This is a genomic window from Mycolicibacter sinensis (assembly GCF_001667945.1).
Classification (GTDB): domain Bacteria; phylum Actinomycetota; class Actinomycetes; order Mycobacteriales; family Mycobacteriaceae; genus Mycobacterium; species Mycobacterium sinense_B.
Map to the genome: position 1 here is coordinate 1 of NZ_LZJK01000094.1, position 14,072 is coordinate 14,072.

General features: G+C 69.5%; 8 protein-coding genes and 1 pseudogene. 2 read left to right on the forward strand and 7 right to left on the reverse strand.

Features of this window, described 5'->3' with window-relative positions:
* Nucleotides 1-379 precede the first annotated feature (379 nt).
* Entirely contained in the window at nt 380-3,805 is a 3,426-nt protein-coding gene (locus A5694_RS13310) for a non-ribosomal peptide synthetase (RefSeq protein WP_064922310.1), read from the reverse strand.
* Between the two features lie 83 nt (nt 3,806-3,888).
* Here A5694_RS13310 and A5694_RS13315 point away from each other — a divergent pair, with 83 nt between their 5' ends.
* A complete protein-coding gene (locus tag A5694_RS13315; protein ID WP_082952655.1) occupies nt 3,889-5,427 on the forward strand; it encodes a (2,3-dihydroxybenzoyl)adenylate synthase in 1,539 nt (512 codons plus the stop codon).
* Nucleotides 5,428-5,442: 15 nt separating this feature from the next.
* Here the strand turns inward: A5694_RS13315 and A5694_RS13320 are convergent, their stop codons facing one another.
* The 3 genes from A5694_RS13320 to A5694_RS13330 are packed head-to-tail and all read right to left on the reverse strand — an operon-like array spanning nt 5,443 to nt 10,345.
* Entirely contained in the window at nt 5,443-6,039 is a 597-nt protein-coding gene (locus A5694_RS13320) for a DUF3060 domain-containing protein (protein WP_064922312.1), read from the reverse strand.
* Nucleotides 6,036-7,775 carry an ABC transporter ATP-binding protein gene (locus A5694_RS13325; RefSeq protein WP_064922342.1) on the reverse strand — a complete coding sequence of 580 codons (1,740 nt, stop codon included), beginning with the start codon at nt 7,773-7,775 and terminating at the stop codon, nt 6,036-6,038. The genes A5694_RS13320 and A5694_RS13325 overlap by 4 nt, the downstream gene beginning before the upstream one ends.
* Entirely contained in the window at nt 7,772-10,345 is a 2,574-nt protein-coding gene (locus A5694_RS13330; protein WP_064922313.1) for an ABC transporter ATP-binding protein/permease, read from the reverse strand. The genes A5694_RS13325 and A5694_RS13330 overlap by 4 nt, the downstream gene beginning before the upstream one ends.
* A gap of 127 nt (nt 10,346-10,472) precedes the next feature.
* Between A5694_RS13330 and A5694_RS13335 the strand changes: the two genes are divergently transcribed.
* A complete protein-coding gene (locus tag A5694_RS13335) occupies nt 10,473-11,099 on the forward strand; it encodes a GNAT family N-acetyltransferase (protein WP_064922314.1) in 627 nt (208 codons plus the stop codon).
* On the opposite strand, the gene mbtN is transcribed toward A5694_RS13335, so the two are convergent.
* The 3 genes and pseudogenes from mbtN to A5694_RS13350 all read right to left on the reverse strand — a co-directional run.
* Complete coding sequence (gene mbtN / locus A5694_RS13340; protein WP_064922315.1) at nt 11,063-12,223, reverse strand: mycobactin biosynthesis acyl-ACP dehydrogenase MbtN; 1,161 nt, start codon at nt 12,221-12,223, stop codon at nt 11,063-11,065. The genes A5694_RS13335 and mbtN overlap by 37 nt on opposite strands.
* A complete protein-coding gene (gene mbtM, locus A5694_RS13345; protein WP_064922316.1) occupies nt 12,220-13,806 on the reverse strand; it encodes a long-chain-fatty acid--ACP ligase MbtM in 1,587 nt (528 codons plus the stop codon). The genes mbtN and mbtM overlap by 4 nt, the downstream gene beginning before the upstream one ends.
* Nucleotides 13,803-14,066 (reverse strand): annotated as a pseudogene (locus A5694_RS13350) (acyl carrier protein); the annotation flags it as partial. The pseudogene A5694_RS13350 and the gene mbtM, both read right to left, overlap by 4 nt.
* Nucleotides 14,067-14,072: the final 6 nt, after the last annotated feature.

Sequence of the window (14,072 nt, forward strand, 5' to 3'; positions counted from 1 at the left end):
CCGACCACACCAACCGACCACTGACCCCGGCATCACTAGCCCGGCCACCCAAACAACCCCCGCCCACCGTCCCACCGCGCCCCGGACCAACCGGCGAACGCGCCCAATGGTGGTGGTACCAACCCTTCCAACCCCAACCACCACCGTCAACGAACTAGAGCGGTCATCCCCGGACCAGCCAGCACCGCACGATATCGTCGCTCGAACTCGCTGGCGCATAGGGCGGTTCGTTACATCCCTCGCTGCCATCTGCAAGTCGCTGTCACACTGACGACCCCTTTCCCCTGTGCAGTGAAAACGCCGGGAACAGTAACCATGCGCAGGTTGATCGCTAGCCAGAACGACCGTGGTGCCTGCTAGCCGAGTTGCGGCGAAGAGGTCACTCGACCTCCGCTAGCGCCTCGGCCACCTCCGCCGAATCCAACTGCGCCACTTCCAGATAAACCTCCGCGACCGCATCCAATCGGTCCGGATCGGTCTCACCAGCGGCCAGTCGCGAAGCCAGCCCCGCCACTGTCCGCGTCGCGAAGATGTCAGCGACCACCACGCCGGGGGCATCCAGCCAGGTGCGGATGCGTGCCACTGCGGCGGTGGCCAGCACCGAATCCCCGCCGAGCGCGAAGAAGTCATCGTCGGCACCGACCCGATCGGCACCGAGCACGTCGGCGATGATCGCGGCCAGGGCGCGCTGCAACGGACCCTCCGGCTCCCGGTAGCCGTCGCCGGCGGCGTATCCCGCGGCCAGCTCGGCCGTCACCGCGCGCCGGTCGATCTTGCCGGCCACCGTGTAAGGAATCGCCGAAACCACCTGCAGCTGCCGCGGGATCATGTGCTCGGGCAGCGCTTCGGCCAACCCGGCCCGCAGGCCGGCAACGTCGACCGCCGGATCATCAACCCGGACCGCCGCCGCCAGCACCTCGCGGCCCGCGGCCTCAGGCAGCGCGACCACCACGGCCTCGGCGACCCCCGCCAACCGTCGCAGCGCCGCTTCGACCTCGCCGAGTTCGATGCGGTACCCGCTGATCTTGACCCGGTGATCGGCGCGGCCGACGAATTCCAGGATGCCGCCCGGCCGGTAGCGGGCCAGATCGCCGGTGCGATACCAGATCCGGCCGTCGTGCTCGACGAACTTCTCAGCGGTCAGGTCGGGCCGCCCCCGGTATCCGGAGGCGATGCCGCGTCCGGTGACCCACAGCTCCCCGGTCACCCAATCCGGGCGGTCGGTGCCGTCGGCGCCGACGACGCGGCAGGCGATGTTAGGCAGCGGGGTGCCGTAGGGCACTGAGGCCCAGTCGGCCGGCGGATCGCCGTCGACCTCGCAGATGGTGGCGTGGATGGCGGTTTCAGTCGCACCACCCAACCCGGCGAACCGCACCCCAGGCGCGACGGCGGCAAAGCGGCACGCCAGCTCGGGGCGTACCCAGTCACCGCCGGTCAACACCGCACGCACCGAAGGCAATTCGGCGCCGATTGCTGCCAGCATCTCCAGCGCGCCGGGCATCAGATTGAGCACGCTGACGCGGTGCTGCTGCACCAACTGCGCCCAGACCTCGGGGCTGCGGCGGTCGGCCTCGTCGACCATCACGATCGCTCCCCCGGCGCGCAGCATGGCGAAGACGTCGAGCACCGACATGTCGGCATCCAAGGTCAGCAGCGCCAGGCTGCGATCGTCCGGGCCGAATCCGAAGCGGGCACTGAGGGTTTCGATGGTGTTCATCGCGGCGTCGTGGGTGAGTTCAACGCCCTTGGGTTCGCCGGTGGAACCCGAGGTGAACACCACGTAGGCCAGCTCGGACGGATCGGTGCGAACCGGGTCCACTGCAGCGGGCCGTTGCAGGCAATCCTGCACACTCACCACCGGAATCGGCAGCGCCGGCACCGTTTCCCCGGTCACCAACGCCATAACCGCGCCGCCCAGGGCCAGGATGCGGTCCACCCGCTCGCGCGGCTGATCCGCAGCAATCGGAAGATACACCGCACCGGCGGCCAGGATGCCCAGCAGTGCCGGAATCTGCTCGACGCCCTTGGGCCCGAGCAGCGCCACGGTGTCACCGCGCTGCACCCCGCGTTCGTGGAGCGCAGAAGCCACCGCGAGCGCCTGGGCCCGCAGCTCCCCGTAGCTCAGCTCGCCGCCATCGTGTAGCACCGCGACCGCGTCGGACGCCACCGCGGCATGTCGAAAGAACCTGTCCTGCAAGGTTTCCCCGCTCGGTTCAGCGGTGCCGGCATTGACCGCGGCACGTGCCTGGGCCTGGGCTGGCGGCAACGCATCCGGGGCCGGCTCGTCCCAGCCGTCACCCCGGGCCAGCCGGGTCAGGTCGGCGATGTGGTGGGCGAACATGGCGTCGATCACGCCGGGCGGGAACATCTCTTCGCGGACATCCCAATTCACCAGCACGCCGCCGTCGAACTCGGTCACCTGCGCGTCCAATAGCACCTGGGGGCCTTGGGAGATGATCCACACCGGGGTGCCGAAGGTCTGGGTGACCTCGGCGGCGAACAACTCGCCGAGCCCGAGCGCACTGGTGAACACCACCGGCGCCAGCACCTGGGTGCCGCGGTGGCGGCCCAGATCACGCAGCACCGCCAGGCCCGGGTAGTCGGCGTGCGCGGCAGCGGTGCGCATGGCGTCCTGCACGGCGTGGGCACGCTGTGCACCGGTGGCCGCAGAGCTCAGGTCCACCTCCAGTAGCAGCGACGAGGTGAAGTCGCCGACCAGCCGGTCAACGTCGTCGTGCAGCGGTTCCCGGCCGAAGAGCGGCACGTTCAACAGGAAGCGCGGTGCGTCCGACCAGCAGGCCAAGGTGTGTGAGAACGAGGCCGCCAGCGTCATCGCCGGGGTGACACCGTGGGCGCGGGCCTGTTCGAACAGTGCGTCGCGCGCGGCCGGGTCCAGCCAGTACCAGCGCCGGGTGCTGCGGTGTGAATCGCCGGGGGCACCGGCCGGTGGCGGGAGCTTGGGCGGGTCGGGCAGCTCGGGGATGCGCTGCGTCCACCACTGCCGGTGACTGTCGTCGAGCTGCCGATCGGCCATCGAAAGCCGGTATTGCCGATAGGTATAGCCCAGTGCGGGCAGCGTCGCGCCTCGGTAGGCGGCGGCCAGGTCGGCCATCAGGGTGCGGTAGCTCATCGCGTCGGCGGCCTGCATGTCTAGGTCGACGTGCAGCCGTGCGGTGCCGTCGGGGAGCAGCGACACGGTGAGTTCGAAGACGGCGCCGTCGAGTTGCTGGTGCGATTTGGCATCGCGGGTCAAAGCAAGCCGCGCTGAAACCTCGTCGGCGTCGAGCCCGCGCAGATCCTGCACCGCGACCGGCAAGCCGGCATCGGCCCGGATCTGCTGCGTGCCGTCGGGCAGGAACTCCACCCGCAGCATCGGGTGCCGGGCGGCCAGCGCCTCGGCGGCGGCAGCCAACCGCTCGGGATCGAGTCCGGGCCCGTCAAATTCGACGTAGAGGTGTCCGGCTACGCCGCCGAGTGCCACGTCGTCGTCGCGGCCCACCCACATCGCGTGCTGCATCGGCGCCAGCGGGAACGGCGCGGTGTCGTCCTCGGGTTCGGGGCCCGGGGTGGGCAACGACGACGCACCGGTAACCAGGGCGGTCCAGGCGGCGACGGTGGGTTCGGCGGCCAGCGCGGCGAAGTCGACGTCCAGGCCCCGGCGCCGCCATTGGCCCGCCAGGCTCATCATCCGGATCGAGTCCAGGCCCTGTCCGACCAGGTCAGCATCGGTATCGAGGGTGCCGGCCGGGACGCCAAGCAGCTCAGCGACCTGCGCGCGAATATCGTCCGGCCCCACCGCGCTCACCCCACCCTTCGTTAGTAAAGGCTGCCCTAATTTCGTCGAAGCTACTCTATCTACGGTCCACCGTCGGCAAGCCAGGGAGTCACATGCACGGGTTCATACCGTTTCCGCCCGAGCGGGCCGCCGCCTACCGCGCCGCCGGCTACTGGCAGGGCCGCCCGCTGGCGTCGCTGCTCGACGATGCCGCCGCGCGCTGGCCAGACCGTGTGGCGGTCGTCGACGCCGACACGACCCTGTCGTACGCACAACTGGACGCCGCGGCCGAAAAGGCAGCGGCAGGCCTGCACCGACTGGATATCGCCCCCGGCGATCGAGTGCTGCTACAACTGCCCAACGGCTGTCCGTTCGCGGTGGCGCTGTTCGGGCTGCTGCGAGTAGGCGCGATCCCGGTGCTGTGCCTGCCCGGGCACCGCGCCGCCGAGATCGCGCATCTGGCCGCCGTCAGCGACGCGGTCGGGATCGTAATCCCAGACGCCACAGCGGGATTCGACTACCCGGCGATGGCCGCCGAACTGGGGCTGCGGCGGATCATCATCGACGGCACGGCCGCCGACCCGCCGGCGCCGCGATTCAGCCCGGATCCGGCCGCGCCTGCGGTGCTGCTGGTCTCCGGCGGCACCACGGGCCTGCCCAAGCTGATTCCCCGCACCCACGACGACTACCGCTACAACGCCACCGCCAGCGCGGCGTTGTGCGAGCTGACCGCCGATGACGTCTACCTGGCGGTGTTGCCGGCCGCCCACAACTTCCCGTTGGCCTGTCCCGGCCTGCTGGGCGCCATGTCGGTGGGTGCGGCCACCGTCTTCGGCGCCGATCCCAGCCCGGAGGCAGCCTTCGCCACCATCGCCCGGCATCGGGTAACGGTCACCGCACTGGTGCCGGCACTGGCCACGCTGTGGGCGCAGGCCTGCGATTGGGAACCGCAGAAGCCCGCGACGCTGCGGCTGCTGCAGGTGGGTGGCGCCAAGCTGGCCGCCGGCGACGCCCGCCGGATCCGCGAGGTGCTGACCCCGGGCTTGCAACAGGTGTTCGGCATGGCCGAAGGGCTGCTCTGCTACACCCGGCCCGGCGACGCCGCCGAGCTGCTGGACACCAGCCAGGGCCGGCCGCTCTGCGCCGACGACGAACTGCGGGTGGTCGACGAGGACGGCACCGAAACGACCGAGGGCGAGCTGCTGGTCCGCGGGCCGTACACGATCAACGGCTACTACAACGCGCCGGAGGCCAATGAGCGATCTTTCAGCCCGGACGGCTTCTACCGCAGCGGGGATCGGGTTCGCCGCCGGCCAAACGGCTATCTGGAGGTGACCGGGCGGATCAAGGACGTCATCGTCCGCGGCGGCGAGAACATCGCGGCCGATGAGCTGGAGACGCACCTGCTGAGCCATCCGGCGATCCGATCGGCTGCCGCTATCGGCCTGCCGGATCAGTACTTGGGTGAAAAGGTCTGCGTCGCGGTTGTTTTCCATGGGGCACCGCTGTCGCTGGCAGAGCTGAACCAGCATCTCGAAGCCCAAGGCACGGCCACCCACGTCCGCGTCGATCAGCTGGCGACGCTGCCCACGCTGCCGACGACGGCGGTCGGCAAGATCGACAAGAAGGCTCTGGCCCGCCAGCTCAGCTGAGCCGAAGTCGACGCCTCAGCCTCGCGCGACGACGTTGTCGGACCCCGACGTAATCACCTCCGGCTTCCCGAAGCGGTAGGTCACCCGGTTGTTGAGGCCAGATGCCGCGACCTTGGGCGTCGAGTCGACGGTGATGACGTTGCCGATTCCCGACACGGTCAGACCGGCGCATTGGCCGGTGAGTACGACGGTGTTGTTGACCCCGCTCACCGAGACGTAACGCCCGGAGCAGGCCAACGTCTTGTTCTCGCCCGCCCCGAGGATGGTGATGGTGACGTCGCGATCAGGCACCGCGATGGCCGGCGACGCCGCTACGGGCGGCGCAGGCGCAGACGGCGGAGCTGGTTCGGGCGCCGGATCCCGGGCAGCGCCTGGGTGCCCCGGTGCCGTGCTCGTCGAGCCGCCGATGATCAGGAACACCGCCCCGCCGGCGGCGATCACGAGAGCCGCCGCAATCACACCGATCGCGACAGCGATCCCCCGTCCCGGCGGCGACGACACCTGCCCCTCGACGCCCACCGACGGAACGGTCAGTTCCGCAGCCTCGGCGAAGTCCGACAGCGGGCGCTCCAGTTCCCGGATCCGGACCTCGGGATCGTCCTCGGCGTTCACGCGGTACTGATCCGCCAGCCGGCGGCATCGTGTTGCTGCCGCCAGAACTCGTCGAAACGCCCACCGGCAGACCGTAATTGGTCAATGGTGCCGTCCTCGACGACCTGGCCGTCGTCGAGGAACAGCACCCGATCGGCTTGGGCGATGCTCGCCAGCCGGTGCGCGACGATCACCCGGGTGCGCGGGCGCAGTTCGGCGCTGAGCGCGTCGACGATCGCCGCCTCGTTCTCGGTGTCCAGGGCGCTGGTCGCCTCGTCGACCAGCAGTACCGGTGCCGGCTTGAGCAGGGCTCGCGCGATGCTGACCCGTTGGCGTTCCCCGCCGGACAGCGCCGCGCCGGCCTCCCCGACCACCGACTCGGCGCCATCGGGCAACCGGCCGGTCAGCTCGTCTACCCGGGCGAGTTCGACCGCCCGCCCGAACGCCTCCGGATCGGCGCCGGGGTCTCCCACCAGGATGTTGTCCCGGATCGTGCCGTCCAACAAGTAGGGATGCTGAAACACCATGCTGCTCGCCGTGCGCCGCGCCGCAGCAGTCAGCTCGGTGGCGTCCACACCGTCGAGCAGAACCCGCCCGCTGGTCGGTTCGTGTAGGCCGGCGATCAGGGCCAGGATGGTGCTCTTGCCCGAACCGGACGGCCCCACGATGGCGGTCGTGGTGCCCGGCTCCAGCACAAAACTGACCCGGTCGAGCACCGGCGTACCGGCCGCGTCGTAGCCGAAGGTGACATTGTCGAACTCGATGCGGGGCGCCTTGGCACCGTCGGGCAGCGCGCCGTCTCCCACCGTCAGCACCGGTGCGGTGAGCACGGCCCGGATCCGCTCGAGGCTCGCCCGCGTCGACTCCAGCGCCGGCGCCAGTTCGCTGATGACGGTGAAGGGTTCCAGGTAGCGGGCGGTCACGACGATCAGCGCGATGGCTTCGGGAACGCTCAAAGTGCCGGTCACAGTCAGCACGGTGGTGGCGCCGGCGAGCAGGATCAGCGCGCCCTGGCTGGCCAGGCTGAACAGCAGCTGACCCGGAATCTGCATGAGCAGCAGCCGCATCGCCGCGCCGTGCTGGGCGGCCAGGGCTGCACCGACGGTGCTGCGTTCGGGTTCGACCCGCCGTGCCGCGCGCAGTGCCTGCTGGGTGCGGGCGAACTCGATGATGCGCTCGGTCAGCGCGGTGTTGGCTTCCCCGGCGGTGGCATCCGCGCGGGCGCTGAGCCGATTGGCCGCCCACAGCGCCCCCAGCAACAGCGGCACGCCGCCCAGGGCGGCCAGACCCAGCTGCCACGACACCCCGAGCAGCGCCACCGCGATCGCCGGCGGCAGCAGGACGGCGCTGATCAGCGGGGTCAGCAGGTTGACAACCAGGCTGACGAGTTCGGGTCCGGTGGCGGCGATCGCCTGCCGCGCGTCGGCGGTGTTGGCGGGCGTGAACCAGTCCAACCGGATTGCCGGCAGCCGGTCGGCGACGTCATGTTGGGTGTGATCGAGGACGGCGAATCCGAGATCGAATCCGATTCGCGCGCAGGTGAAGTCGATCACCCAGCCGGCTACCGTCGCCACGGTCAGCCAGCCCAGCCAGGTTAGCGCACCGCGCGGGTTCTCGGAGAACAGCGCCGCCACCAACGGGACCAGCAGTACGGTTCCTACCGCGCGCACCGCCACCGATAACAGCGTCAGCCCGGTGTAGCTGAACAGCCGGCCGCGGCGGTCGTGCGGAATCAGCCGGATCAGGGTGCGGATCACCGTGTCGCCTCCGCTCCGGCGGCCACGGCCCGGCGCCCGGTCTCCCACAGCTGCAGGTAGCGTCCGCCCGCGGCGAGCAACTCATCGTGGGTGCCCTGTTCGGCGATGGCGCCGTGATCGAGTACCACGATCTGGTCGGCGCCGGTGATCGTGTGCAGACGGTGGGCGATGACGAGCACGGTGCGGTCCTTGGTCAGCCGGTTCAGGGCCTGCTGCACCAGGTATTCCGATTCCGGGTCGGCGAATGCGGTGGCCTCGTCCAGAATGAGCACGGGCGTATCGGCGAGGATGGCGCGGGCGATGGTGAGCCGTTGGCGCTCACCGCCGGAGAGCGCGGCGGCCGCGCCCAGCACGGTGTCATAGCCGTCGGGCAGTCGCAGGATGCGCTCGTGGATCTGTGCTTCGCGGGCGGCGGCCCACACCTGCTCGTCAGTGGCGTCCGGGACGGCCAGCGCGATGTTGTCCCGCACGCTGCCGTGCACCAGCTGGGTCTCCTGCAACACGAAACCGACCCGGCGGTAGAGCTCATCGGCGGACAATGACCGAATATCCTGCCCGTCAACCGAAATCACGCCCGACTCGACGTCGTGGAAGCGGGCCAGCAGCGCGGCCAGTGTCGACTTGCCGGACCCCGACGGGCCGACCAGCGCGGTCACCGTGCCCGGCCGCAGCGTCAGCGACACATCGGAGATCACCGGCACGCCGGGGCGGTAACCGAAGCTGACGGACTCGAAGCGCACCGTCCCGGACGAGGTCTGCGCCGGCGCCGATTCCGGCTCACCTACCACCAGCTCGGGCTCGTCCAGCGCGATCTGCAACCGCCGGGCTGCCAGCATCCCGCCGCGGATACCGCCGACCCCCAACCCGATGCCCAACAGCCGGGCGCCGAAGGTGGTGCCCAGCAACAGGAACGGCAGCAAGTTCACCGGGTCCATCCGACCGGTCACGATCAGCGGGGTGCCGGTCAGCACGATCAACCACAGGAAGGTCGACGGGCGGGTGACCAAGTCCATCAGTGTCTTCTTGCCGATGAATGGGCGCTGCCAATCCACCAGGAAAGTGATGTAGTCGTCCAACTGCCGGCGGAAGGTAGAGGCGGCAGCACCACCGAACACCCGGATCACCGGCTGGCCCTCCAGGTAGGTACCGGCTTCGCCGTTCATCCGTTCCGCCCAGCGCTGCGCCTGGCTGATCTTGGGCCCGGACTGGGTCATCATCACCGACATCAGCACCAGATAGATCAGCACCGGGACGAACAGCACCAGCGCCACCCGCCAATCCACCACGAGCAGATAGACCAGCACCGCCACCGGTGCGACGACCGCGGCGACGGCGTCCGGGATGGCGTGGGTGACCAGATAGTGCAGGGACAAGGTGTCGTCGGCGATGAGTTGCTTGATCGATCCGGAGCCGCGGGCGGTGAACCAGCCCAGCGGCAGCCGAGAGAGCTTGCTGAGCAGCCGGTTCCGTAACCCGCTGGCGAACCGGGCGTCGATCACGTGCAGCCACAGCGTCAGTCCCGCCCCCAGCAGCGTACCCAGGCCGAGCAGGGAGATCGCCGCGATGGCAAGCGTCCACAGCCGCGACTCGTCGGCGCCGGAGACCAGCAACCGAGCCAGCTCCACCAGCAGCACGAACGGGGCCAGCTGCAGCAGCGTGATGACAGCCTGCAGCACGCCCGAGACGATCAGCGGGATCTTCAGCCGGCCCAGCAGCCGGCCCGCGGCCTGGGCGCGCCAGCGACCACGCTGTGGCTCGCCTTCAGCGACGACCTGCTCGTCGTTCAGTGACGACGGTTCCGGTTCGGCCATCGCAGTTTCCAGGGCGCGTTGGGTGCCCATGGCGCGTCCGGCATTCCAGTAGGCCTGCGCGTGGATTTCGGATTTGGGGAAGCCGAACTCGTCACGCAGCCGCGCCCGCAAGGCCTTGAGCGTCGCGGCTTCCGGGGTCGCCCAGGCATACCAGTCCGACCAGTCGCGGGATTCGAGGGCGGCGGCCAGGGAGTTTGCGTCGCGGCGCAGTACCCAGTGCACCCGCAGGCGGGGATGCTCGCGCAGCGGGATCAACAGGTCGTTGTCCTCGTGCTGCTCGAGGTACAGCTCGATCGGCACGTCGGAGGGGATGGTTCCGATGATGGCGTTGATCCCCGGGATCGACGCCGAGTCGCCCATCAACAGGTAGCCGGCGGGCGGCTCGTCGGGCACCTCGAAACGCGCCGAGCCCATCAGCGACATCGCCGCGATGCGCGCTCCGGGCTCAACGGTGCGCGCCCACCGGGTCGCGGGCCCGGCTGGTTCGTGCAGCACCATGTCCACCGCGAAGCGTCCGGTTTCCGCGTCTCCCTCGGCGATGGTGTAGGCGCGCTGGAACTCGGTGTTCGAGCCGTCCGGATCGGGGAACCAGAACCGCAGCCACGCACTGGGTTCGACGGTGGCGTCGGTGAACAGGGTCGGTGAATGCATCCAGACTCTGATGCAGTGCGGGGCGATCCAGCTGGTCTCGAGCACCGTTGCGATGTGGTCGCGGGCGCCGAAGCCCCGCAGTATCGCGCCCTGCAAACCGCGCGCCATCAAGGTCCTTTCGCCAACGGTTTCCCGCCCCGCGGGGTGGGACCCGGCGCTCGCGCCGCCAAGCCCGACCTAGGTTACCCTACCCTCACTAAACCGGGTAGGCCCTCGGGTAGGCTCACCGTTCGTTATGACTGACGCCCCACCGATCCTGCACCGGGAACTGACAGACATCTCCGACGAGATTCGCCGCGTCCCGGCGCCCCCGATCCCGGTGCTGGCCGAGCCCTATGCGATCCGGGTGGCCGACCCGGACGCCGATGCGGAGATGGTCTCGGAATGGATGAACCGGCCCCATCTGGCGCAGACCTGGGAATCGGCCTGGCCGCCGGAGCGCTGGCACGCCTATCTGGGCGCCCAGGTCGCCGGCAGCTATTCCCGGCCGTTGATCGTCAGCCGCCACGGAGAAGACGGCGGCTACATCGAAATCTACAGGGCCGCAAAGGATTCCATCGCCCGCTACTACGCGGCCGATCCGCATGACCTGGGCATTCACGCGGCCGTCGCCGATACGACGGTGGTCAACCGGGGGTTCGCGGCGATCTTGTTGCCGCGAATCATGTCCTACGTCTTCGACGTGGAGCCGCAGTGCCGGCGGATGATGTTCGAACCCGAGTACCGCAACACCGCGATGCGGCGGCTGGCCGAATATGTCGGCGGCACCTTCCTCGGCGAACACGACATGGGTTATCGCCGGATGGCGCTGTACGCGGTGCTGCGCTACCCCGACGACCCGCTGTCGAACAGCTCGGCGTAGCCGTCGTAGTCGGGGCGCATCCCGGCGGCTACCAGTTCCCAGAGCACCTCATCGGTGCCGCCGCCGATCCGAGCCAGTTTCATGTCGCGCCACCAGCGTCCGATCGGTGTCTCGTCGACCAGGTAGCCGGCGCCACCGAAGATATGCATGCACTCGGCGATCACCTCTTCTCCCAGCCGCGCCGCGGTGACCTTCATCGCCGCGGAGGTCCGCAGGTCGAGCCGACCCTCGGCGGCGAAACCGTTGAGCCCGTGCCGGAGTAGATCGACCCGCGCTTGCAGGTCGGCCAGCCGCAACCGCAACGCCTGGTGCTCGAAAAGGCTCGAGCCGAACTGCTTGCGGTGCATCATGCGGGCGTGGGTGATGCCGAGCACCTTCTGACACGACGAGGCGACCTGCCCGGAGATCGACATGCGTTCGTGCGCCAGCCCCCAGGAGATCGCGGCCAGTCCGGTGCCCGGGCGGGCGATCAGAGCGTCGGCGGGCACCCAGGTGTCGATGTCGACCGGGGCGGTGTCCAGCGGCGCCGCTCCGACTTTGCTGAACGGCTCGTGCACCTGCACCTGCTCGGTCGGCACCGCGATCATCATGACGTTGCCGTGCCGGCTGTTCTCGTCGTGGTCCATGCTGCGCGCCAGCACCAGGATGTGATCGGAGATGGGCGACAGCGAGACGAACTTCTTGCGGCCGCGCACCTCGAAACCGTCACGCACCGAACGCGCCTCGGTCTGCACCCGCTGGAGGTCCGATCCCCCCGACTCCTCCGAGGCGCCGATGCACAGCACCACCTCGCCCCGGATGGCCTGCTGGCAGATGGCCTTGAGGTACTCCGATCGCGCGAACCGGTGCAGGATCGCGATCGACGAATCCTGCAGGCTCACCCCCACGCCGATGCCGGCCGACCCCAGCCTCCCCAGCGCGTATGCCAGCTCCAGTAGTTTGGCCACGTCGGTGGGCGTGGCGTCAGCCCACTTCTGGGTGAAAACCCCTGCCTGGCCGAGGTGCTCGATCAGTTTGCGCGGAAAGCGCCCACTGACTTCGGCTTCTGCCGTCCAATCCACCACCTGCTGGTCGAAGACCTCGTCAAGCAGGCCGCGATAGGTGTCGATGTCCGAGCCAGTCACGTCATAACCTCCAGGTTGCGTTTGACCTCCAGCCGCCGCAACTTGCCCGATGATGTCCGGGGCAGGGATCCGGGCGCCAGGAACACCACCTTGGCCGGGACCACCCCGCACTCCGAGGCGACCCGGGCGACCAGATCGCTGCGGGCGCCGGCCTCGTCGGGGCCCCGGAATTCGGCGACGACGATCAGGCCCGGGCGGACGTCATCGGTGGCCTCACTGGTTCCAAAGGCCACCACCGCCCCTTCCCGCACGCCCCGAATCTCGGCGGCGACCCGTTCGATCTCGGTGGGGAACACGTTGCGTCCGGCCACCGAGATGATCTCCTTGGCGCGACCGCAGACCACCAGGCCCTCGTCGGTGAGGTAGCCGAGGTCACCGGTGGGGAACCAGGAGTCCGGGTCGTGGGCCGGTTCGCCGACGTAGCCGGACATCATCGAGGTGCCGCGGATCTCGATCTCGCCGACCTCGCGACCTAGGTCGACGTCGTGCTCGGGGGCCGGCGCGATACGGACTTGCATGCCCGGGATCGGCACCCCCAGGATCGCGTGCTGACGCGGCGCGGAATCATCTCCGGCGCCGGCGATTTCGTCATAGCGCAGGCCGGTGCCCGGCCGTGGCGCAGTCACCGCGCAGGTGGCCTCCGCAAGCCCGTACGACGGGGTGACCGCACCCGGGTCCAGACCGAACTTCGCCAGCTCGGTGACGAACCGCTGCAGCGCCGCACAGTCGACCGGTTCGCCGCCGTTGATCGCCACCCGCACCCGGCCCAGGTCGACGTCCGGGATCCGGCGCGCGTATTTGCCCAACACGCTGTAGGCGAAGTTGGGCGCCGCGGTCATGGTCGCCGCGCTCTCGTGCAGCCACGTCAGCCAGCGAAACGGCGAGGCCGCGAATGCCGCGGTGGGCGCCAGCCACACCGGGCATCCCGCCAGCGCACCGCTGAGCAGGAAGGTCAGGCCCATGTCGTGGTAGAGCGGCAGCCACGAACAACCGGCGTCGGAGGACGGTTCGATATCGACGTGGGCCAGCAGCCCGCTGACGTTGCTCAGCACCGCGGCCGGCGACAGCTGTGCGGTGCGCGGGGTTCCGGTGGACCCGGCCGTGCCCTGCAGCACCGCCGGCGCCTCCGGTGCGGCGGCTACCGGCGTGAAGGCGGCCGAACGCTCGGTGGCCGCGGCGGCGACGTCGTGCACCGCGAGCCCGGCGTCGGGCTCATCCAGCAACTGCAGCGGTGCGCCGTGACTGAAGACGGTGTCGACACCGATGCCGCTGAACCGGTTCAGCGTGGCGCGGGCCCACTGCTGCGGTTCCGAGCCACGGACCGGTCCGGGCAGGATCGACACACTGCGCCCGGCCAGCCAGGCGCCCTGGATCGCGGCGACCAGCTCGACCGTCGGCTCCCCGACCAGCCCGACCGCGCCGGTGCGATCCGAGTCGAGAATCTTCGCCGCCACGCTTTGGGCGCGGGAGTGCACCTGCGCCCACGGGTGATGCTGCCAGGTACCGCTGCCGGAATCGAAGATCACCAGGTCCTGGTTCGAGGTGGTCATCGCCCGGGTCAGGGCGCTTGCCAGCACGCTCACGCGTCGGCGGGCGCTTTCGCCCGGATGGCGGCCTCGAGGTCCCCCACCGTGTCGCAGGTCAGCAGGTCTTCCTCGGACAGTGCCACGCCGAGCTTGTCCTCGATGGCGACCATGCCGATCGCGAAGGCCACCGAGTCCAGGCCTACGTCGTCGACCAGCCGCGACTGCGGTGTCACCCGGTTGAGGTCGACATTCAGGTCGTCGCGCAGGATCTCACGCAGCGCGGCGCTGACGGCATCGTTCGGCGAAGAACTCATGTCGAGGGA

Coding starts and splice junctions, on each gene's coding strand:
- A5694_RS13335 (WP_064922314.1), top strand. CDS start 10,473: ATGACTGACGCCCCACCGATCCTGCACCGGGAACTGACAGACATCTCC.
- A5694_RS13315 (WP_082952655.1), top strand. CDS start 3,889: ATGCACGGGTTCATACCGTTTCCGCCCGAGCGGGCCGCCGCCTACCGC.
- A5694_RS13330 (WP_064922313.1), bottom strand. CDS start 10,345: ATGGCGCGCGGTTTGCAGGGCGCGATACTGCGGGGCTTCGGCGCCCGC.